Genomic DNA, 20,826 nt, shown 5'->3' with positions numbered 1-20,826 from the left:
CGGTGCTGATCACCCTCGCAGGGGTGGCAGCCGGCACCATCAACACCGTGGTGGGGTCGGGGACGTTGATCACGTTCCCGACCCTGCTGGCGTTCGGCGTTCCCCCCGTCACCGCCAACGTCAGCAACACCGTCGGTCTCGTCCCGGGGAGCATGTCCGGCGTCTTCGGCTACCGACGCGAGCTGGCGGGCCAGCGGGCGCGGGTCCTCCGCCTCGGGTCCGCGTCGCTCCTCGGTGGCATCGCCGGGGCACTGCTGCTGCTCTGGCTGCCGTCGTCCGCCTTCGACGCCATCGTGCCGGCGCTCATCGCCCTCGGCGTCCTGCTCGTCCTGCTCGGCCCCCGGATCCAGCGCTCGGTCGCTGCCCGTGCCGAGTCGCGGGGCGGGATCCCCGACCACGGCGTGTGGTGGGTGTGGCCCGCGGTCGCGGCGGCCGGCGTCTACGGCGGCTACTTCGGGGCGGCGCAGGGCGTGCTGCTCATGGCGATCCTCGGCATCGGGGTCGCCGACTCGATGCAGCGTCACACGGCCACCAAGAACGTCCTGGCCCTGCTGGTCAACGCCGTCGCCGCGCTGGTCTTCGTCGCGGTCGCGGACATCGACTGGGTCGTCGCCGGCCTGATCGCCCTCGGCTCCGTCGTCGGAGGGCAGGTCGGCGCGGGCGTGGGACGCCGGTTGCCCCCCGCGCTGCTGCGCGCCGTGATCGCCACGGTGGGGATCGTCGCGCTCGTCGCGCTGCTCGCCTGAGGCAGCCGCCCCTCAGCCGCCGGCGCCTGCGGTGCCCTCCACGACCCCCGGCTCCACCCACGCCCGGAGCCAGGTGTCGATGGCGGCGTACGCCTGGGCGCGCACCTCGGGGCGCGAGAGCACCACGTCGTGGATCGCGCCCTCGATCGCGATCGACGTGACGTGACGCCCGACCGACGAGGCCCAGTGCCGGATCTGCTCGACGTCGAGCACGATGTCGTGGGACGCGGCGGTCTCGTCGGTCTGCTCGCCGAAGAACGACCGGGCCGAGGAGAGCACCAGGGTGGGGCAGGCGAGGTCGAGGCCGGCGTGGAGCAGTGCGTGCCCGCGGCGTACGGCGCGCAGCCACCCGACGTACACCGGTCGCGACTCCAGCGGCTTCCACGACAGGTCGTAGTCCCACTCGCCGCCGTGCTCCTTGTGCAGCGACCGGCCGTAGACGGTGCTGACCTTGCGCGGGATCTCCTGCAGCGGACGGCTGGTGCCGATCCGCTCGAGCGCGAGGCGGGTCGCGGGACTGCGCAGCCACGCGGCCCCCTGCATGTCGAACCACGGCGAGTTGAGCACCAGCGCGACCAGCTCGGGCGGCCGGCGCCTGCGCGCCCACAGGGGGACGGTGAGGCCGCCGGTGGAGTGGGCCGAGGCGATGACCTCGCGGTGACCGTCGCGCCGCGTGATGCGCCACCACGCGAGGTCGATCTCGGCGAAGTACTCGTCGAGGTCGGCGACGTAGTGGGGCGTCTGGTGCTCCAGCAGCGAGCGGCCGTACTTGCGCAGGTCGAGGGCGTAGAAGGTGTAGCCGCGATCGGCCCACCACCGTGCGTACTCGGTGTGGAAGAAGTAGTCGGCGAACCCGTGCACGTGCAGCACGGCGCGACCGTTGGGCTCGGCCGGCTCGAGGGTCACCAGGGTGGCGACGACCGGCCCTTCGGGATCGGGCGGGAGGGAGATGGTCTCCACCCGGAACTCAGGACCGAGGACGTCGGCCTGCAGCGGGACCAGAGGCATGGGTCGAGCCTATCCAGCGACGGCCGCAGATTTTGTCGGTTCCACTCCGGCCAACCCTTGTCGAGCCCTACCCTTCGGACGTGTCGAACGCGTTGGGGTCCGTGCTGCGCGGGTTCGCCGCCTACGTCCAGCAGCGCATCGACGGCTGGCGCACCGGCTCGCGGGCCAGCCAGATGTTCCTGCTGCTCGTCCTGGTGGCGATGATCTGCCTCACCGTGGTCCTCGGGCTGCTGGTCGAGGTCATCGTCCCCGTGGCGATGTGGTTCCTGTTCCTGATGGTCGGGACGATGCTCCTGCGCTTCGTCCCGCTGCTGCTGCTCGCCGTCGTGCTCGGGGCCGTCTCGGTGTGGAACTCGATGCAGACCGACTTCGCCACACCCTCTCGGGCCTCGGCACTCGTGATCTTCGCCCTGGCCCTGATGCTGGCGATCTACCAGTCGAGCCGCCAGCGCTCCGGTCTGCCGATGGCACTGAGCGAGGCGGTGCTGACCCAGCTGCGCGACCGGCTCCAGCGGCAGGGAGTCGTGCCGCCGCTGCCCGACGGCTGGCGCTCGCAGTCGGCCACCATCACCGCCAACGGACCGAGCTATGCCGGCGACTTCCTCGTGGCCGACCTCCGCGAGGGCCGGTGGCTGGAGATGGCGCTGGTCGACGTGTGCGGCAAGGGCACGGCGGTGGGTCCCCAGGCGCTGCAGTTCGCCGGCGCACTCGGCGGCCTCATCGGTGCGCTGCCGCCCGCCGAGCTGATGGCCGCGGCCAACGCCTTCCTGCTCCGCCAGGAGTCCGAGGAGTCGCTCGCGACCGCCGTGCACATCAAGGTCGACCTCGTGACCGGTGACTACACGATCACCAGCGCCGGGCACCCGCCCGCGCTCCACTGGCACCTCGGCCACCGGGGCTGGTCGATCGACAACGCGCGCGGGATGGCGCTGGGCGTCATCGACGAGGCCGAGTTCACCCCCAGCAAGGGGCGCCTGCACCCGGGCGAGGCGTTGATGTTCTACACCGACGGGGTCATCGAGTCGGCCGACCGCGACCTCGACCAGGGCATCGACTGGCTGCGCCACGAGGCGCTCAAGGCCGTCGATGCGCGCGGCTTCACCGGGCTGCCCAGGCGGGTGCTCAAGAAGGTCCCGCGCGGTGACGACGACCGGGCGATGCTGGTGCTCGAGCGCCAGCCCCTGACGTCACCGGAGCGTCACTCCGAGCAGCACCGCGGCCTCTGAGCGCCCGCACGACGCGTCAGGCGCCCCGCGAGTAGAGCTCGCGGATGACGTCCTCGATGTCCGGCTCCTGGATGGAGAGGTCGGCGACGTCGTACGCCGCGGCGACTGCGGCCACGATCGGCGCGGCGCTCGCGTCGGCGGGGAACGACAGCCACTGGCGCGGACCCTCGACCCGGCGCACGGTCGCGCCGGGCACCTCGACCGGCGGCGCCTCGTCGACGAGGTCGACCACCAGGGTCCGCGTGGACCCGCCCTGGGCGTGGAGGCTGGACAGGGAGCCGTCGTACACGCTCGTGCCGTGGTCGATCACGATCACCCGGTCGCAGAGCGCCTCGATGTCCTGGAGGTCGTGGGTGGTCAGCAGGAGCGTCGTGCCGCGCTCGGCGTTGAGCGCGCGGAGGAACTCGCGCAGGCGGCCCTTGCTCACCACGTCGAGGCCGATCGTCGGCTCGTCGAGGTAGAGCACCTCGGGGTCGTGGAGGAGGGCGGCCGTGATGTCCCCGCGCATCCGCTGGCCGAGGCTGAGCTGGCGCACCGGCGTGTCGAGCTGGTCGCCGAGGTCGAGCAGCTCGACGAAGCGGGCGAGGTTCTCGCGGTAGCGGGCCGGCTCGATGCGGTACATCTTCTGCAGCAGGTCGTAGGAGTCGCGCAGCGGGAGGTCCCACCACAGGGTGGAGCGCTGCCCGAAGACGACGCCGATGCGCCGCGCGAGCTCGACCCGGTCGCGGCTCGGGTCCATCCCGGCCACCCGCACCCGGCCGGCGGTGGGGAAGAGGATGCCAGTGAGCATCTTGATGGTGGTCGACTTGCCGGCCCCGTTGGGCCCGATGTAGCCCACCATCTCGCCGGCACCGACCGCGAAGGTCAGGTCGTGCACGGCGACGACGGACTCGCGCGAGCGGCGCCGGCGTCCCTCCACCTTGCGGCGTACGTCGAAGCTGCGGCCGAGGTCCTGGACGTCGATGAGCGGGTCGGTGCCCGGCTGGTGCTCGGTCATGTCAGCTCCCGGTGGAGGTGTAGTGCCGGACCCCGGTGCGCCAGACGAGGAGGGCTGCGGTCATGGTGAGGAGCCCCGCCAGCGGCGAGGCGAACTGGAAGACCTCGGGCGTCCCGAACGGGTCGGCGCGGCCGAGGAGGTAGAGGCAGGGGTACCAGTTCACGAAGGCGACGGGGACCACGAAGGTGAGCCCGACCATCACCTCCCGCGGGAAGATGTTGAGCGGGTACTGGGTGACCGTCGCGCCGCCGTAGGTGAACGCGTTGGCGAACTCGGTCGCGTCGGTCGTCCAGAACTGGATGCACGAGAACCCGACAAAGAGGCCGAAGAACACCAGGGCGCCGCTGACGAGCATCGAGACGGCCACCAGCGCCCGAAGCGGCGTCCAGTCGACGTACGTGCAGGCCCAGCCGAAGACCAGGCCGGCCTGGGTCAGCCGGCCGAGGCGGCGCAGGGTGAACTGGTCGGCGCACACCTGCACCAGCAACGGGACCGGCTTGGTCATCATCTGGTCCAGGCGTCCGGTCCGGATGTAGGTGCCGATGCGTTCCACGCTGCCGATGGCCGTGTCGGCGCACGCGAGCGCCAGGGAGGCGCTGCCGTAGAGCAGTGCGACCTCGGGGAGCGTGAACCCCTCGAGGTCCTCCAGGTGCGCGAACATGATCCAGAGCCCGATGAAGTCCAGCCCGGTGATGAGCCCGTTGCCGACGGCGAGGAGCACGAACGACGTGGGGTACTGCCAGGCCGCTCGGATCCAGAGCCAGGCGATCTGGCCGTAGGTGCGCAGGTGCTGTGCCAGGTCAGCCACCCTGGACCACCACCTTGCGGGTCGCCAGCCGCAGCACGCCCTGGCACGCGCCCAGCAGCACGACCGCCCACATCACCTGGAAGCCGAGCGCGGCGGCGAGGTCGGCACCGGTGTGCTTGCCGAGCCAGATGTCCGCGGGCACCTGGATGTACGACGCCCACGGCAGGGCGTTGGCGAGCGTCCCGAGCCAGCCGGGGAACAGCACCAGCGGCAGCATCATCCCGCTGAAGAAGATCGCGAACGCGCCGCTCATCACCTTCATGCCCGACTGGTCGAGGAGCCAGAACGCGGTGCTGGCGACGAGGAACCGGATCGCGAAGCTCACCACGACGGCGAGGACGAGGGAGACGGCGAACGCGACGGCCGCGAGGGGCGACGGGGGGAGCGCGATGTCGAAGACGACGAGGCCGATGAGCGTCGGCCCGAACCCACGCGTGAGGAGGTGGTACGCCGCGCGACCGACGTCGCTGGCGAGGTACCAGCCGACCAGCCCGACGGGTCGGTAGAGGTCGATCGCCACGTCGCCGGTGCGGATCCGCTCGGCGAGGTCGTCGGTGGTGCCGCCGCCCCACAGCGCGATCGTCATCAGCAGCGCCTGGCCGAGCCAGACGTACGTCACCGCGTCCTGCGCGTCGTAGCCGCCCGCGGTCGGGTTGGCCTTCCACAACGCGAGGTAGGCGTAGGAGTAGATGATGCCGAAGACCGAGTTGGTGAAGATCCCGGCCAGGGTGGCGGCCCGGTAGGTCGAGTAGCGCCGGAACGCACGGGTCGCGACCGCGACGTGCAGCATCCCCCCGCCCCGCATCGCACAGCCCCCTTCGACGAGTTCGATCCCCGGCCCACCCACGAGGGGGCCGGGGATCGTCTCACACCCGGAGGCTCAGGTGCACGTCAGCCGTGGCGCACCAGGTTGACGACGCCGATGGTGCGCCCCTGCGCGTCGTTCGTGATGGCGACGCCCGCGCGACGGGCGCGGGGGTTGAGCAGGATCTCGCGGTGACCGGGGGAGTCGAGCCAGAGCTCGACCATCTGGTCCGGGCTCAGTGCGGTCCCGCGCACCAGCGTCTCGCCGGCCCACGACTTGTGGCACCTGCGGATGACCTCGCCCTGGTTGCGGTGCTCGAAGACCCCGGTCCGGGCGATGCGCTCACCCCACGCCTCGGCGAGCCGGTCGGTGCACACGTCGAAGTTCCAGATCTTGCGCAGTCCGTTGGTGGCCCTGGCCTGGTTGATCCGGACCATGAGCGCGTCCTCGAGCTCGCTGTTGGTCAGGTCGGCGGGGTCCGTCGCCGACACGGCGCGGGGCACCGACCACGTCCTGGCCTCGGCAGCCGTGGGCACGCCGCACACCACCGCGGCGGCGAGGCCGACGGCCGCGAGGCGCGAGAGGAATCGAGGGTGCTGCACGGTGGTCCTCCAGAGCAGATCCGCAGCTCGGGGGCATGCTGGATCTTGATGAAATCTTCAGAGTTTCAGGGTTGAAGATACGCACTACGTGTGATGTGTGTCGAGATCTCGCCGAACCTCACCGCGACATCCCGGTACTTCGTCAAGGTTTCGAGGGACGACCTGAAGGAACCGCTCGTCACAGATCAAAACGGCTTGACCGTTTCTCCATGACGCAAATGACAAAAAAAGAGACCCGCGGTCTGGACCTGTCGGCCCACACCGCGAGTCTCCTGAGGTTGGTGTGTCTGCTGTGGCGGATGTGACGTGTGTGGCGACGCCGGGCGCGGCGCCGCCGCTCCGTCAGTGCTGGTAGGTGCCGTGGAGGATGGCGCGCCCCAGCGTCTTGAACGCGAGGTTGAACGACACGACGGCGTTGGAGGCGTCCGCGTCGACGCCCAGCGAGTCGTCCTTCACGGCGTGGACGACGAAGAAGTAGCGGTGCGGCTGGTCACCCTCCGGCGGTGCGGCACCCATGAACCCGGGTTCGCCGCCGTCGTTGCGGACGTGGAAGGCCCCGCCGGGGAGGTCGCCCGACGCCGCGCCGGTGTCCAGCGAGGTCACGTCGGCCGGGATGTCGACCAGGCACCAGTGCCAGAAGCCGCTGGGCGTGGGGGCGTCGGGGTCGAAGCACGTCACGACGTAGGACCGGGTGCCCTCGGGTGCGCCCGACCAGCTCAGCTGTGGAGAGGTGTTGCCGAGGGCGGCCACCTGGTCGTCCTTCAACGGGGCGCCGTCGGTCACGTCCGCGCTCGTCACGGTGAAGGACGCGGTGGGCGGCAGGTAGTCGTACGGATTGGGGGACACGGGGCGTTCGATGCTCATTCCTCGAACCTAGCCACCGCCCCGTGACGTCGGCCAGAGACAATGGCCCCATGACCGACACCGGTGCTGATCCCCATCCGTACCTCGCCGGACTGGTCCTCACGGGCCGCCGCGTCGTCGTCGTCGGGGGCGGCCACGTCGCGCAGCGGCGAGTCCCGGCGCTCATCGCCTCCGGGGGCGACGTGACGGTGGTGAGCCCCGAGGTCACCCCGGCGATCGAGGGCCTCGCCGGTGAGCTGACCCTGGTCCTGCGCGACTTCACCGAGTCCGACCTCGACGGCGCGTGGTACGTCGTCGCCGCGACCGACGATCCCGAGGTCAACGCGCGCGTGGTCGCGGCCGCCGAGCAGCGGCACACCTTCTGCGTGCGCGCCGACGACGCGCTCGGCGGCACCGCATGGACTCCGGCCGTCGGCCACCACGGCAGCCTCACGGTCGGGGTGCTGGGCAACCGCGAGCCGAAGAAGTCCGCAGCGCTGCGCGACGACATCGTCACTGCTCTGCGCGACGGGCACCTGGCGGCCTCCGACGCCCTCGACCGGAGCCCCGGGGTCGTCCTCGTCGGTGGTGGGCCGGGGGAGCCCGACCTGGTGACGGTCGCCGCCCGGCACGCGCTCGCCACGGCGGACGTCGTGGTCGCCGACCGCCTGGCGCCGCGCGAGCTGCTCCACGAGCTGGGCCCGCACGTCGAGCTCATCGACGTCGCCAAGCTGCCGCGCGGGCGCTCGGCGACGCAGGAGCACATCAACGACGTGATCGTCGACCGTGCGCGGGCCGGCAAGCGGGTGGTGCGGTTCAAGGGGGGCGACAACTTCGTGTTCGGCCGCGGGTTCGAGGAGCTGCTGGCGTGTGCGGCCGCCGACGTGCCGGTCACCGTCGTCCCCGGTCTCAGCTCGGCGATCGCGGTCCCGGCCCGGGTCGGGATCCCGGTGACCCACCGCGGCGTCGCGCACGAGTTCACGGTCATCTCCGGGCACCTGCCGCCCGGCCACCCGGAGTCGCTGGTCGCGTGGGACGCGGTCGCCGGGCTGCGCGGCACGCTGGTCCTGCTGATGGCCGTGGACAACGCGCCGGCCATCGCGGAGGCCCTCGTGTCCGGCGGCCGTTCCGCAGGCACGCCCGTCGCCGTGATCGCCGACGGCACCATGCCCACCGAGCGCACGGTCCTCACCACTCTCGGCGCCCTGGCCGACGACCTGGCCGCCCACGAGGTGGTCCCGCCCGCGATCATCGTCATCGGAGAGGTGGTCGCCGTGGCGCGTCCGGCACACTATGCACATCATGGGAAGGGTCGTGCCTGACGCCGTCGAGATCGCCGAGGTCATCGAGCTCGACGACCCCGGGGACCCCCGGCTCGCCGACTACCGCGACCTGCGCGACGTCGAGCTCCGCAAGCACCTCGAGGCTGAGCACGGGCTCTTCCTCGCCGAGGGCGAGAAGGTCGTGCGCCGCGCGGTGGAGGCCGGCTACGACGCCCGCTCCTTCCTGATGGCGCCGCGCTGGCTCGACGGGCTCGCCGACGTGCTCGCCGCGTCCACCGGACCCGTGTACGTCCTCCCCGAGCCGCTCATCGAGCAGGTGACGGGGTTCCACGTCCACCGCGGCGCCCTCGCCTCGTTGCGCCGCCGGCCGCTGCGCTCCGTCGACGACGTGCTCGCGGGCGCGCGGTCGGTGCTGGTCCTGGAGGACCTCGTCGACCACACCAACGTGGGGGCCGTCTTCCGCTCGGGCGCGGCCCTCGGCTTCGACGCGGTGCTCCTGGCCCCGCGGTGCGCCGACCCGCTCTACCGGCGCTCGATCAAGGTCGGCATGGGCGCCGTCTTCTCCACCCCCTGGACCCGTCTGCCGGACTGGTACGAGGCGCTGCCCGACCTGTCCCGGCGTGGCTTCGCCACGGTGGCCCTGACGCTCGGGCCGGACTCGGTGCCGATCGAGGAGGCGGTCGCGGGGGTGGACCGCCTCGCGCTGGTGCTCGGGTCGGAGGGCCACGGCCTGTCGGCGCGGTGGGAGGCGTCGGCGGACCGGCGCGCGGTGATCCCGATGGCGGCCGGGATCGACTCGCTCAACGTGGCGGCCGCGAGTGCGGTGGCCTGCTACGCCGCGTCGCGCCGCTGACGCTGGCCGTGACCCGGTGGCGGAGCCTGCGGGCCGCCACGACCACGACCACGACGGCCAGCAGGACGTAGATGACGTTGCCGGCCGGGCCGACGTAGCCCTCGACGAGGTGCCACTGGGCGCCGAGCTCGTAGCCGGCCAGGATCAGTGCCGCGTTCCAGGCCAGGCTGCCGGCGGTGGTGTAGACGCAGAAGGTCGCCAGCGGCATCCGGTCGACGCCAGCCGGGATCGACACCAGGCTGCGTACGCCCGGCACCAGGCGGCCGAGGAAGACCGCCTTGCGACCGTTGCGGCCGAACCACGCGACCGCCCTGCGCACGTCCTCGGCGTGCATGAGCGGGATCCGGTCCGCGAGCGCGCAGATGCGCTCGAGTCCCCAGGCCGCTCCCAGCCAGTAGAGGGTCAGGGCCCCGACGAGGGAGCCGGTGGTCGCCCATGCGATCGCGGGCCAGAGCCCGTAGTGGCCCTGGCTCGCGGTGTAGCCCGCCAGCGGGAGCACCAGCTCGCTCGGCACGGGCGGGAACACGGTCTCCAGCGCCGTCGCGACCCCGACGCCCGGCGACCCGATCGTGCGCATGACGAGGACGACCCAGTCGAGCACTGCTTCCATCTGTCCGTGCCCCGTCAGCCGCGCTGCCGCAGCGCTTCGTGCAGCACGATGGACCCCGCGACGGCGGCGTTGAGCGACGACGCCGTACCGACCATGGGGATGCTCGCGACCTCGTCGCACGCTGCCCGCCACCCGGAGGACAGGCCCGACGTCTCGTTGCCGACGACGACCAGGAGCCGACCGCCCAGGTCGACCGACGACAGCGGGCTGCCGTCCTCGTCGGTGCCCACGATGCGGTGACCGTGCAGGTGGGCGTACTCCACGACCGGGCCCGGAGCGGGCACCCGCAGCACCGTCAGGGCGAACAGCGAGCCGGTGCTGGCCCGTACCGCACGGGGGTCGTAGGGATCCGCGGCGTGGCCGGTCACGACGAGTGCCGAGGCGCCGAACGCGTCGGCCGAGCGGGCGAGGGTGCCGATGTTGCCGGGGCTCGTCGGCCGGTCGAGGACGACGATCGGCCCGTGCGGGCGGGCGGTGTCGGCGAGCCGCTCGACGCCGTCCTCGGGCATCTCGACCACGGCCACGAGCTCGGCGCCGTCCTCCTTGCCGCTGAGGCGGGAGTGCAGCTCGGGGGAGAGGGTCACCCGCTCCGCGTCGGTGCTGCCCCACAGGGCGTCGGCCCAGTCGGAGCCCGAGCCGTCGGCGCGCAGGAGGGCGCGCACGGTCCAGCCCTCGTCGACGGCGCGGGTGATCGGGCGTACGCCCTGCACGAGGAACTCGCGGGCGCGGTGTCGCTTGGAGCGGTTGGTCAGCAGTGCCTCCCACTGCTGGAAGCGCGCGTTCTCACGGGTGACGCGGAGCTCGTGCACCGCTCAGGCGCTCTCGGCGGGCCAGGCCGGCGGGTAGTCGTCCGCCGCGGCGTCGTGCTTCTTGCCGAGCTTCTTGCGTGACTTCGCCGAGAGCCGGTCGCCGAAGACGGTGCCGAGGGTGTGGTCGGTCTCGTGCTGCAGGCAGCGCGCGAGCAGGCCGCTGCCCTCGAAGGACACCGGCTCGCCGTCGAGCCCGGTGCCGTCGACGCGCGCCCGGTCCGGTCGGGCGCAGGGCTCGAACGAGCCGGGGAAGGACAGGCAGCCCTCGTCGTCGCTGTCGAGCTGGCGGTCCTTGCCCTCGGGAAGGGTCAGGACCGGGTTGCACACGACGCCGACGGTGTGGACACCCTCGTCGTCGGGGCAGTCGAAGACGAACATCGCGACGTCCTCGCCGACCTGGCAGGCCGCCAGCCCCACGCCGTCGGCGGCGTACATCGTGGCGACCATGTCGGCCGCCAGCGACCGCAGGGTGTCGTCGTAGACCGTGACCGCCGCCTGCGGGCGGTGCATCACGGGGGTGCCCCACCGCGTGATCGCGCGGACCGTGCCACCCTCGGGGAGGGGACCGTGCGGCGCATGAGGCTGAGGGGTCTCGTCGTCTGGCATGCGGTGGATCCTAACGAGGAGGCGAAGGGTGACCGGCACCACGGGAGGGCCTCTGGCAAAAGGTGTAACTCAGAGTTACAGTCTCGTCATGTCCATCATGAACAGCCTCCGGCCGGGCGGTCGTCACGGGTTGTCCTCCCGGGAGACCCGCGACCCCATCGGCCTCGCCGTCGCCGCCGTCAACCGGCTGGCGCAGAGCGAGATCATCGACCGCGTCGGGCTCCGCCGGCAGACCGAGCAGGTCGTCTACTCGACCACGCGCAACGGCTTCCGGGTGGCCACGGCCGCCGGGCGCCAGTTCGCCCGCGCGGGTCGGCGCAGAGCCGGCACCCGGCCCACCAGCGCCCGCTCGAGCGGCGTCTTCGACCTCACCCCGACCGAGGACGAGACCATGCTCCTCGAGGTCGTCCGGGAGCTCGCCGACGAGCTCCTGCGGCCCGCTGCCGCAGCCGCCGACGACGCGTGCGCGGCCCCGCAGGAGGTCCTCGCGGCCGCCCAGGAGGTCGGACTGCCCGGTCTGGGCGTGCCCGAGGCACTCGGCGGCATCATGGAGGAGCGCTCCGCGATGGCCGGCACGCTCGTCGCGGAGGCGCTCGCCAAGGGCGACATGGGCCTCGCCGTCGCGGCACTCGCGCCCGGCGCCGTCGCCACCGCGCTCGGCCTCTGGGGCACCGAGGAACAGCAGCAGACCTACCTCCCCGCCTTCACCGGCGCCAGCGACGGACAGAGCGTGCCTGTCGCTGCGCTCACCATCGCCGAGCCCACGGTGCTGTTCGACCCGTTCGCGCTCGCCACGACGGCCCTGCGCGACGGCGACGGCTTCGTCCTCGACGGCGTGAAGTCCGCAGTGGTCCGCGGTGCCGACGCCGAGCTCTTCGTGGTCGCGGCCATGCTCGACGGCACGCCGGCGCTCTTCCTCGTCGAGTCCGGCGCCGCCGGGCTCGAGGTCGAGGCCGACCCGTCGATGGGGATCCGTGCCGCGGGCCTGTCGCGGCTCCACCTCACCGGCGTACGCGTCGGTGCGGACGCACTGCTCGGCGACACCGACGGCGAGGCCTACCGCGAGTGCGTACGCCTGTCCCGGCTGGCGTGGTGTGCGCTGGCGGTCGGCACCGGCCAGGCCGTGCTCGACTACGTCAAGGACTACGTCAACGGGCGCGAGGCGTTCGGCGAGCCCATCAGCCACCGCCAGTCGGTGGCGTTCATGGTCGCCGACATCGCCATCGAGGTGCAGGCCATGCGGCTGCTGACCTGGAAGGCCGCCTCGCGCGCCACCCGCGGCGAGGACTTCGCCCGCGAGGTCGGGCTGGCCCGCCAGCTCTGCGCCGAGAAGGGCATGCGGATCGGGCTCGACGGCGTCCAGCTGCTCGGTGGCCACGGCTTCGTCAAGGAACACCCCGTCGAGCGGTGGTACCGCGACCTGCGGGCCGTCGGCGTCATGGAAGGTGCGGTGATGATCTGATGATCAACCTCGAGACCCCCCGCAGGCACGCGGGACTCGTCGACCAGGCCCACCAGCTGGCGATGAACATGCTGCGCCCGATCTCGCGCAAGTACGACCGGGCCGAGCACGAGTACCCCAAGGAGCTCGACATGCTCGCCGCGCTGATCGACGGCGTGTCCGAGACGGGTGCCACCGGCGGCGCCGGTGCAGGAGGCGTACGCCGCGACGACAGCGGCGACGACTCCGGCACGGTGCGGAACGGTGCCAACCTCGCCTCGGTGCTGTCCGTGGCCGAGATGTGCTGGGGCGACACCGCACTCCTGCTGTCGATGCCGCGCCAGGGGCTCGGCAACTCGGCCATCGCCTCGGTGGCCAGCCAGGAGCAGCTCGAGCGCTACAAGGGCACGTGGGCGGCGATGGCGATCACCGAGCCGGGCACCGGCTCGGACTCCGCCAACATCACCACCACCGCGGTCAAGGACGGCGACGAGTACGTCATCAACGGCGAGAAGATCTACGTCACCTCCGGCGAGCGCGCCGACTCCGTGGTGGTGTGGGCGACCCTCGACAGGGAGCTCGGCCGCGCGGCGATCAAGTCGTTCCTCGTCCGCAAGGACAACCCCGGCCTCAGGGTGGAGCGGCTCGAGCACAAGCTCGGCATCCGCGCCTCCGACACCGCGGTCATCACGTTCACCGACTGCCGGGTGCCGGCGGAGGACCTGCTGGGCTCGCCGGAGATCGACGTCAAGTCCGGCTTCGCCGGTGCGATGGCCACCTTCGACAACACCCGCCCGCTGGTCGCCGCCATGGCGATTGGGTGCGCCCGCGCGTCGCTCGACCTCACCCGCGACCTGCTCGAGCAGGCCGGCGTGGTCGTCGACTACGACCGGCCCGGGCAGGCCCAGTCGGCCGCGGCAGCGACCTTCCTGCGGCTCGAGGCCGACTGGGAGGGCGCCAGGCTGCTGATGATGCAGGCGGCCTGGATGGCAGACAACCGCAAGCCCAACTCGCTCGAGGCGTCGATGGCCAAGGCCAAGGCCGGCCGCGTCGGGTCCGACGTGACGCTGTCGTGCGTGCAGCTGTGCGGCACCCTCGGCTACAGCGAGGCCGAGCTGCTGGAGAAGTGGGCGCGTGACTCCAAGATCCTCGACATCTTCGAGGGCACCCAGCAGATCCAGCAGCTGATCGTGGCGCGCCGGATCCTCGGTCTGTCGAGCGCCGAGCTCAAGTAGGCGTGCGTGACGAAGCCCCTCCCGGTCGGACCGGGAGGGGCTTCGTCACGGATGGAGTCAGGAGACGGACTTGAAGGGGTCGTGCTCGGCGAGGATCTTGTCGACGCGGGCCTGGTCGATCCGCGACACCACGTAGCTGTCCTCCTGCGCGTCGCGCACGCACTTGGCGAGGGTGAAGCTCGAGGTCGTGAGGAACATCGTCCCGAGGCCGAGGAAGGCGCGGATCCACGGGTCGACCGGGAGGTAGAAGATCGCGAAGATCATGGTCAGCAGCGCGACGGCGAAGGAGACGCCGGCCTGCAGGAAGAAGGCGTTGGTGTTCTTGGAGGGAGTCGTGGAGGCCATGGGTCAACCCTCGTCCCGGCAGCGGGGCGGGGCAGCCGCCGACCTACCCGGTCCCGGCTGAGTACGCGGGCTCGACCTCGCCGAGTACGTTCGGCGCATGCCAGACCAGCCAGCCCACATGACGCCCGAGGAGTTCCGCCGGAACGGGCACGCCGCGATCGACTGGATCGCCGACTACTGGGCCTCCCTCGACGACCTGCCGGTGCGGGCGCAGGTGGCTCCCGGCGACGTACGCCGCCTGCTGCCGGAGTCGGCGCCGGAGACCGGTGAGCCGTTCGACGCGGTGCTCGCCGACCTCGACCGTGTCGTGGTCCCGGGCCTCACGCACTGGCAGCACCCCCGCTTCTTCGCCTACTTCCCGGCCAACTCCTCGCCGGCCGCGATCCTCGGCGACCTGCTCTCCAGCGGCATCGGGGCCCAGGGGATGATCTGGGCGACCAGCCCTGCGGTGACCGAGGTGGAGCAGGTCGTCCTGGACTGGCTCGCCGAGGCGCTCGGCCTGCCCGACGACTTCCGCAGCGACGGCGCCGGCGGCGGGGTCATCCAGGACACCGCGTCCACGGCCACGTTCACCGCGCTGCTCGCCGCGCTGCACCGGGCCAGCGGGGGAGAGGTGCGCCGGCACGGCCTCGGTGACGCCGGCTGGCGCGTCTACGGCTCCTCGCAGGCGCACTCCTCGCTGGTCAAGGCCGCCATGATGGCAGGGCTCGGGGAGGACGCCGTCCGGGTGATCGGCGTCGACCCGTTGACGCAGGCGATCGACCTCGACGCGCTGGAGTCGGCGATCGAGGCCGACATCGGGCGGGGCCTGACGCCGGCCCTGGTCCACCTCGCCGCCGGCTCCACGTCCACCGGCGCGATGGACGACCTCGTCGGTGCAGGTCGGATCGCTCGCGAGCACGGCGCGTGGGTGCACGTCGACGCCGCCTGGGCCGGCGTCGCCGCGGTCTGCCCGGAGCACCGCACCCACCTCGCCGGGGTCGGGTCCGCGGACTCGTTCGTCACCAACCCGCACAAGTGGCTGCTGACCACCTTCGACTGCAGCACCTTCTGGGTACGCGACCGGGCCGCCCTCACCGGAGCGCTCTCGATCCTCCCGGAGTACCTCCGCAACGCCGCCACCGAGTCGGGCGAGGTCGTCGACTACCGCGACTGGCACCCACAGCTCGGCCGGAGGTTCCGCGCGGTCAAGCTGTGGGCGGTGCTCCGGACGTACGGCCTCGAGGGCCTGCGCGCACACGTGCGCAGCGGGGTGGAGCTGGCCGCGCACGTCGCGGACCTCGTCGCGGGCGACGACCGCTTCGAGATGGTGACCGAGCCGTCGCTGTCCCTCGTCGTGTTCCGGCTGGTCGCCGGCGACGAGCAGACGATGGCCGCGATGGAGGCGGTCAACGCGTCCGGCGAGGCGTACCTGTCCCACACCACGGTCGAGGGCCGCGCCGCCATCAGGCTCGCGGTTGGCAGCTGGTGTACGACCCGGGCGGACGTCGAGCGGACCTGGCGGGCGCTGCAGGCGGCGGCAGCCGAGGGGTGATCCCGGGTGGCAGGGTGGGCCGCATGAAGCTCTACGCCGACGCGCCCGCCCGTCGCACCCGTCAGCTGCTCGCCGACCTGTTCTTCGTTGCCTGGCTGGTGCTGTGGGCCTGGATCGGCACGGCGGTCCACGACGGGACGACCGAGCTGGCCGGGCCGGCGCGGCAGACGGACGCCTCGGCCACCTCGCTGGCCGACCAGCTCCGTGACGCCGGCGGCCGGCTCGGCGAGGCGCCCCTCGTCGGCGACGAGCTGGCGTCGCCCTTCGACAAGGCCGCCGCCGGCGCCGACGGCATCGCGGCTGCCGGTCGCGACACCGTCGAGGCGGTGGAGCGGCTGGCCCTGCTGCTCGGCCTGTCCGTCGCGCTGATCCCGATCCTGGTCGCGGCCGCCGTCCACCTGCCGACTCGCTGGCGGTTCGCCCGCGAGGCGAGCGTCGGCGCGAGGTTCATCGACGCGCAGGAGGACCTCGACCTGTTCGCCCTCCGGGCGCTGGCCAACCAGCCCATGCGGGTGCTCGCCGCGGTCAGCGACGACCCCGCGGGTGCGTGGCGCGCACGCGACCCCGAGGTCGTACGCCGTCTCGCCGAGCTCGAGCTCGCCGAGGTCGGGCTGCGACCGCGGAAGCTGCCGCGCCCGGCTGCGTAGACTCCCGCCAGTGCAGTTCCTCCACGAGAACCCCGGTCACGACCTGACCTACGACGACGTCTTCATGGTCCCTCGGCACTCCGCCGTGGCGAGCCGCTACGACGTCGACCTGGCCACCTCCGACGGCACCGGTGCCACGCTCCCGCTGGTCGTCGCCAACATGACGGCCATCGCCGGCAGGCGGATGGCCGAGACCGTCGCCCGCCGGGGAGGGATCACGGTCATCCCCCAGGACATCCCGATCCCCGTCGTGGCCGACGTGGTCGCGTGGGTCAAGCAGCGCCACCACGTCTTCGACACCCCGATCGAGCTGCGTCCCGACCAGACCGTCGCCGAGGCGCTCTCGCTGATCCCCAAGCGGGCCCATCGCGCCGCGGTCGTCGTCCAGGACGGCCGGCCGGTCGGGGTGGTGTCGGAGGCCGACTGCGCCGAGGTCGACCGCTTCGCCCAGGTGGGCTCGGTGATGAACCCGGGCGTCGTCACGGTCTCGGCGGACACGGACCCGCGTGAGGTCTACGACGCCATCGAGCGTGCCAAGGCCCCGCTGGCCGTCGCAGTCGACGACGCGGGCGAGCTGGTCGGCGTCCTGACCCGGCTCGGCGCGCTGCGCGCGACGCTCTACCGGCCCGCCCTCGACGCTGCCGGTGGTCTGCGCATCGCGGCTGCTGTCGGGGTCAACGGCGAGGTCGCCGACCGCGCCTCGGAGCTGCTCGCCGCCGGTGTGGACTGCCTCGTCGTGGACACCGCCCACGGCCACCAGGACCGCATGGTGCAGGCCCTGCAGGCCGTACGCGCCCTGTCGCCCACCGTGCCGATCGCGGCGGGCAACGTGGTGTCGGCCGAGGGCACCCGCACGCTCATCGAGGCGGGCGCGGACATCGTCAAGGTCGGCGTCGGGCCCGGCGCGATGTGCACCACCCGGATGATGACCGGCGTCGGCCGTCCCCAGTTCTCCGCCGTGCTGGAGTGCGCGACGGCGGCCCGCGAGCTCGGCCGGCACGTCTGGGCCGACGGCGGCGTGCGCCACCCGCGCGACGTCGCCCTCGCGCTCGCCGCAGGCGCTTCCTCGGTGATGATCGGGTCGTGGTTCGCCGGCACCCACGAGTCGCCCGGCGACCTGATGCACGACGCCGACGGTCGCCCGTTCAAGGTCTCCTTCGGCATGGCGTCGGCGCGGGCGGTGGCCCACCGCACCGCGGGCGAGTCGTCGTACGACCGGGCCCGCAAGGGCCTCTACGAGGAGGGCATCTCGTCCTCGCGGATGTACCTCGATCCGCAGCGACCCGGCGTGGAGGACCTCATCGACCAGATCTGCTCGGGCGTGCGCTCCTCGTGCACCTATGCCGGCGCCCGTGACCTCTCCGAGCTCCACGAGCGGGCCCTCGTCGGCGTGCAGTCGGCCGCCGGCTTCCACGAGGGCCGGCCCCTCGACAGGTCGTGGTGAGATGAGCGACCTCCAGCACGTCTTCGTCATGACGTACGGCAGGTCGGGCTCGACCCTGCTGATGGGCATCCTCAACTCCATCCCCGGGTGGCTGCTGCGCGGGGAGAACCGCCACGCCATGCGGCACCTCTACGACTTCCACCGCAGCGGCCTGGTCGAGAAGGCGCGCGTCGACCCCGCTCGCGCCTCGCAGCCGACGCACCCGTGGTTCGGCATCGAGTCCTTCCCCGAGGACGTCTCCCTGGCCCGCATCCGCGACCTGGCGGAGGCGACGCTCCTGCGGCCCGAGCCGGACACGCGGGTCACCGGCTTCAAGGAGATCCGCTGGTACGACGAGGACCTCTCGGACTACCTCGGCTTCCTGCGCCAGGTGTTCCCCGGGGCGCGGTTCGTGCTCAACACCCGCAACCTCGAGGACGTCGCGGCCAGCAACTACTGGACGCACAAGGACGACCCGTTGGGACAGGTGCAGCGGATCGAGGCGAAGATGCTCGCCGCCGCGGAGGGGCTGGGTGACGCGGTCCACCGGGTCCACTACGACGACTACGTCGCCGACCCGGGTGCGCTGCGCGGGTTGTTCGACTGGCTCGGCGAGGAGCTCGACCTCGCCGCCGTCGAGGCCGTGATGGCGACACCCCACTCGCGGCGCGGGAAGCACCGGGACTGACGCCTCAGCGCGAGGTGTTGGCCGTGCGCCCCTTCGTCACCCCGACGAACGCCTGGGTGACGTCGTCGTCGCGCTCGACCAACCAGACGATGGCGATGGTCGTGGGCTCGAGGTCGGACACGAGGCGGGTCACGACGTCCTTGCGCTGGTGCAGGCGGGCGATCGACATCGGGAGGACCACGATGCCCGTGCCGGCGGCGACGGTCTCGATCGCCTCCTGCTCGGTCATCGTCGGCCAGTCGAGCTGGTCCGCGTCGGGCGTCCAGCCGCTCACGTGGGGGCGTACGAGCTGCTCGTCGACGAGGTCGGCCGTCGTGACCTCCTCGTCGGCGGCGGCCAGCACGTGGTCGCGGGACGCCACGGCGACCTGCAGCTCCTCGTAGAGGCGTACGCAGTGCAGGCCCTCGCGGTCGACGGGAAGGCGGACGATCGCCATGTCGAGGCTGCCGGCGCGCACGCCGTCGGTCTGCTCTGGCTCCGTCACCGGCACGAGCTCCAGGGGCTCGCGCCGGCGGTCGCGCCAGTGGCGAGCCCACTTGTCGGGGGTCGCGCCGGTGACGAAGCCGATGCGCAGGGGGACGCTCATGGGGCAGACCCTAGTTGCGGGTCGCCCCTGGGTCCTTCTCCACCGACAGGACGAAGTCGTCGCCGTGCTCGGTGACGCCGGTGATCACCGCGGCCTCGACGGCCTCGAGGGCGTACTTGCGGCGCACGACCATCGGGTCGTTGGCGAGGTCCTTCACCAGCGCGACGGCGAGCCCGACCATGATCAGGACGAACGGGAGCGCGGCGATGACCGTGATCGTCTGCAGGCCGCTGAGCGCGTCGGCACCGCCGACCAGCAGCATCACGGCGGCGACCGCACCCGTCGCGACGCCCCAGAAGATGACCGTCGGGCGGCTCGGGTGGATGGTGCCGCGCTCGGAGAGCGAGCCCATCACGATCGAGGCGGCGTCGGCGCCGGACACGAAGAAGATGCCTACGAGCACCATCACCACGATGCTCGACACGGTGGCCAGCGGGTAGGCGTCGAGCGTGCTGAAGAGCTGGTTCTCCAGACCGCCCGCTCCGGCGATGTCGGTGCCGGCCTTCTGCAGGTCGATCGCGGCACCGCCGAAGATGCAGAACCACACGACGCTCACGAGGCTCGGGACGAGCAGCACGCCGGTGACGAACTGGCGGATGGTGCGACCGCGGGAGATCCGCGCGATGAACATGCCGACGAACGGCGTCCACGAGAGCCACCAGGCCCAGTAGAAGACGGTCCAGGCAGAGAGCCACTCGCTGACCTCGGACCCCTCGGCGGCCGTACGCGCAGCCATCATCGGCAGGTCCGCGACGTAGCTGCCGATGGAGGTGGGCAGGAGGTTCAGGATGAACACCGTCGGGCCGACGATGAAGACGAAGAGGGCCAGCACGACGGCGAGGACCATGTTGATGTTGGACAGCCACTGGATGCCCTTGGCCACACCGGACACCGCGGACAGCACGAAGGCAGCGGTCAGGACGGCGATGATCCCGACGAGGACGGCGTTTCCGGTGTCGCCCAGCCCGGCGACGATCTGCAGGCCCGACTGGATCTGCAGGGCGCCCAGGCCCAGCGAGGTGGCCGAGCCGAACAGGGTCGCGAAGATGGCGAACATGTCGATCGCCTTGCCGCCGGCGCCGTGGGCGTGGCGCCCGAGGAGGGGCTCGAAGGCAGAGCTGATCAGCTGGAGGCGGCCCTTGCGGTAGACGCCGTACGCCACGGCGAGGCCGACGACCGCGTAGATCGCCCAGGGGTGCAGGGTCCAGTGGAACATCGTGGTCGCCATCGCGTGCTGCGCCGCCTCGGCGTTGCCGGCCTCACCGGTCCCGGGCGGGGGAGTGACGAAGTGCGTGATCGGCTCGCTGACGCCGTAGAACATCAGACCGATGCCCATGCCGGCGCTGAACATCATCGCGACCCACGAGATCGTGCGGAACTCCGGCTCCTCGTCGTCACGTCCGAGCGGGATGTTGCCGAACTTGCCGAGCGCCAGCCAGATGACGAACACGACGAAGGAGCTCGAGGTCAGCACGAACAGCCAGCCGGTCTGCTCCATCGTCCACGCCAAGCCGGTCGCGGAGGCGTCGGCGAGGGTGCCGGTGCTGACGAAGCCCCACGCCAGGAAGGCGAGGCTGACGAGCGCGGTGACGCCGAAGACGACCTTGTCCAGGCCCTTCTCGCGAGGCACGCTGGGCTCGATGGCGGAGTCGAGGGCCGGGTGCGGCTCATCGACGGGGTCGGGTGTGGGCAGGTCTCGCGGGTGTTCGATTCCGGTGGCCATCCGTCCAA

General features: G+C 72.0%; 22 protein-coding genes. 10 read left to right on the top strand and 12 right to left on the bottom strand.

Annotated elements, in window-relative coordinates:
• Nucleotides 1-2 precede the first annotated feature (2 nt).
• Nucleotides 3-746, top strand: a complete 744-nt coding sequence (locus EXE59_RS19545) for a sulfite exporter TauE/SafE family protein (protein WP_425464525.1) — start codon at nucleotides 3-5, stop codon at nucleotides 744-746.
• A 12-nt stretch (nucleotides 747-758) separates the two neighbouring features.
• Here the strand turns inward: EXE59_RS19545 and EXE59_RS19540 are convergent, their stop codons facing one another.
• A complete protein-coding gene (locus EXE59_RS19540; RefSeq protein ID WP_246056922.1) occupies nucleotides 759-1,754 on the bottom strand; it encodes an alpha/beta hydrolase in 996 nt (331 codons plus the stop codon).
• A gap of 80 nt (nucleotides 1,755-1,834) precedes the next feature.
• Between EXE59_RS19540 and EXE59_RS19535 the strand changes: the two genes are divergently transcribed.
• Nucleotides 1,835-2,980 (top strand): PP2C family protein-serine/threonine phosphatase, encoded by a 1,146-nt coding sequence (locus EXE59_RS19535; RefSeq protein WP_135840386.1) that lies wholly within the window; start codon nucleotides 1,835-1,837, stop codon nucleotides 2,978-2,980.
• Nucleotides 2,981-2,996: 16 nt separating this feature from the next.
• On the opposite strand, the gene EXE59_RS19530 is transcribed toward EXE59_RS19535, so the two are convergent.
• The 5 genes from EXE59_RS19530 to EXE59_RS19510 form a co-directional block, all read right to left on the bottom strand.
• A complete protein-coding gene (locus tag EXE59_RS19530; protein WP_135840385.1) occupies nucleotides 2,997-3,977 on the bottom strand; it encodes an ABC transporter ATP-binding protein in 981 nt (326 codons plus the stop codon).
• 1 nt (nucleotide 3,978) lies between these two features.
• The gene (locus tag EXE59_RS19525; RefSeq protein WP_135840384.1) at nucleotides 3,979-4,785 is read right to left on the bottom strand and encodes an ABC transporter permease; all 807 of its coding nucleotides are present in this window, start codon (nucleotides 4,783-4,785) and stop codon (nucleotides 3,979-3,981) included.
• Nucleotides 4,778-5,590: an ABC transporter permease gene (locus EXE59_RS19520; protein ID WP_246056921.1), complete on the bottom strand. Its 813-nt coding sequence runs from the start codon at nucleotides 5,588-5,590 to the stop codon at nucleotides 4,778-4,780. Before EXE59_RS19520 ends, EXE59_RS19525 begins: the two co-directional genes overlap by 8 nt.
• 86 nt (nucleotides 5,591-5,676) lie before the next feature.
• Nucleotides 5,677-6,192: a CAP domain-containing protein gene (locus EXE59_RS19515; protein ID WP_135840383.1), complete on the bottom strand. Its 516-nt coding sequence runs from the start codon at nucleotides 6,190-6,192 to the stop codon at nucleotides 5,677-5,679.
• Nucleotides 6,193-6,534: 342 nt separating this feature from the next.
• Nucleotides 6,535-7,056, bottom strand: coding sequence for a YbhB/YbcL family Raf kinase inhibitor-like protein (locus EXE59_RS19510; RefSeq protein ID WP_135840382.1), 522 nt, complete (start codon nucleotides 7,054-7,056; stop codon nucleotides 6,535-6,537).
• Between the two features lie 50 nt (nucleotides 7,057-7,106).
• On the opposite strand from EXE59_RS19510, the gene cobA reads away from it, so the two are divergent.
• Together cobA and EXE59_RS19500 are read left to right on the top strand one after the other, a co-directional pair.
• Nucleotides 7,107-8,357, top strand: coding sequence for a uroporphyrinogen-III C-methyltransferase (gene cobA, locus EXE59_RS19505; protein ID WP_135840381.1), 1,251 nt, complete (start codon nucleotides 7,107-7,109; stop codon nucleotides 8,355-8,357).
• A gap of 10 nt (nucleotides 8,358-8,367) precedes the next feature.
• The gene (locus EXE59_RS19500; protein ID WP_135841413.1) at nucleotides 8,368-9,171 is read left to right on the top strand and encodes a TrmH family RNA methyltransferase; all 804 of its coding nucleotides are present in this window, start codon (nucleotides 8,368-8,370) and stop codon (nucleotides 9,169-9,171) included.
• Here the strand turns inward: EXE59_RS19500 and EXE59_RS19495 are convergent.
• From EXE59_RS19495 to def, 3 genes are read right to left on the bottom strand one after another with little or no spacing between them, the layout of a single operon-like run.
• Nucleotides 9,119-9,781, bottom strand: coding sequence for a DedA family protein (locus EXE59_RS19495; protein ID WP_210429075.1), 663 nt, complete (start codon nucleotides 9,779-9,781; stop codon nucleotides 9,119-9,121). The genes EXE59_RS19500 and EXE59_RS19495 overlap by 53 nt on opposite strands.
• A gap of 14 nt (nucleotides 9,782-9,795) precedes the next feature.
• A complete protein-coding gene (locus EXE59_RS19490) occupies nucleotides 9,796-10,590 on the bottom strand; it encodes a TrmH family RNA methyltransferase (protein WP_135840380.1) in 795 nt (264 codons plus the stop codon).
• A 3-nt stretch (nucleotides 10,591-10,593) separates the two neighbouring features.
• Complete coding sequence (def, locus tag EXE59_RS19485) at nucleotides 10,594-11,196, bottom strand: peptide deformylase (protein WP_135840379.1); 603 nt, start codon at nucleotides 11,194-11,196, stop codon at nucleotides 10,594-10,596.
• Nucleotides 11,197-11,284: 88 nt separating this feature from the next.
• Here def and EXE59_RS19480 point away from each other — a divergent pair, with 88 nt between their 5' ends.
• On the top strand, nucleotides 11,285-12,658 hold the full coding sequence (locus EXE59_RS19480; protein WP_135840378.1) for an acyl-CoA dehydrogenase family protein: 1,374 nt from the start codon (nucleotides 11,285-11,287) through the stop codon (nucleotides 12,656-12,658).
• Entirely contained in the window at nucleotides 12,658-13,872 is a 1,215-nt protein-coding gene (locus EXE59_RS19475; protein WP_135840377.1) for an acyl-CoA dehydrogenase family protein, read from the top strand. Before EXE59_RS19480 ends, EXE59_RS19475 begins: the two co-directional genes overlap by 1 nt.
• A gap of 57 nt (nucleotides 13,873-13,929) precedes the next feature.
• On the opposite strand, the gene EXE59_RS19470 is transcribed toward EXE59_RS19475, so the two are convergent.
• Entirely contained in the window at nucleotides 13,930-14,217 is a 288-nt protein-coding gene (locus EXE59_RS19470; protein WP_135840376.1) for a YiaA/YiaB family inner membrane protein, read from the bottom strand.
• A gap of 97 nt (nucleotides 14,218-14,314) precedes the next feature.
• On the opposite strand from EXE59_RS19470, the gene EXE59_RS19465 reads away from it, so the two are divergent.
• Genes EXE59_RS19465 through EXE59_RS19450 form a run of 4 tightly spaced genes read left to right on the top strand, consistent with a single transcriptional unit; the run spans nucleotide 14,315 to nucleotide 18,509 of the window.
• A complete protein-coding gene (locus EXE59_RS19465; RefSeq protein ID WP_210429074.1) occupies nucleotides 14,315-15,751 on the top strand; it encodes a pyridoxal phosphate-dependent decarboxylase family protein in 1,437 nt (478 codons plus the stop codon).
• Nucleotides 15,752-15,774: 23 nt separating this feature from the next.
• Complete coding sequence (locus EXE59_RS19460) at nucleotides 15,775-16,398, top strand: hypothetical protein (protein ID WP_135840375.1); 624 nt, start codon at nucleotides 15,775-15,777, stop codon at nucleotides 16,396-16,398.
• A 10-nt stretch (nucleotides 16,399-16,408) separates the two neighbouring features.
• Nucleotides 16,409-17,842: a GuaB1 family IMP dehydrogenase-related protein gene (locus EXE59_RS19455; RefSeq protein WP_135840374.1), complete on the top strand. Its 1,434-nt coding sequence runs from the start codon at nucleotides 16,409-16,411 to the stop codon at nucleotides 17,840-17,842.
• Between the two features lies 1 nt (nucleotide 17,843).
• Nucleotides 17,844-18,509 (top strand): sulfotransferase family protein, encoded by a 666-nt coding sequence (locus EXE59_RS19450; RefSeq protein WP_168218611.1) that lies wholly within the window; start codon nucleotides 17,844-17,846, stop codon nucleotides 18,507-18,509.
• 4 nt (nucleotides 18,510-18,513) lie between these two features.
• Here the strand turns inward: EXE59_RS19450 and EXE59_RS19445 are convergent, their stop codons facing one another.
• Nucleotides 18,514-19,095 carry a LysR substrate-binding domain-containing protein gene (locus EXE59_RS19445; RefSeq protein WP_135840372.1) on the bottom strand — a complete coding sequence of 194 codons (582 nt, stop codon included), beginning with the start codon at nucleotides 19,093-19,095 and terminating at the stop codon, nucleotides 18,514-18,516.
• Nucleotides 19,096-19,105: 10 nt separating this feature from the next.
• Entirely contained in the window at nucleotides 19,106-20,818 is a 1,713-nt protein-coding gene (locus EXE59_RS19440; RefSeq protein WP_135840371.1) for a BCCT family transporter, read from the bottom strand.
• Nucleotides 20,819-20,826: the final 8 nt, after the last annotated feature.

Origin of the sequence: Nocardioides eburneiflavus, assembly GCF_004785795.1 — a bacterium.
Lineage (GTDB): Bacteria > Actinomycetota > Actinomycetes > Propionibacteriales > Nocardioidaceae > Nocardioides > Nocardioides eburneiflavus.
This window is presented reverse-complemented; position numbering and strand designations above follow the sequence as displayed.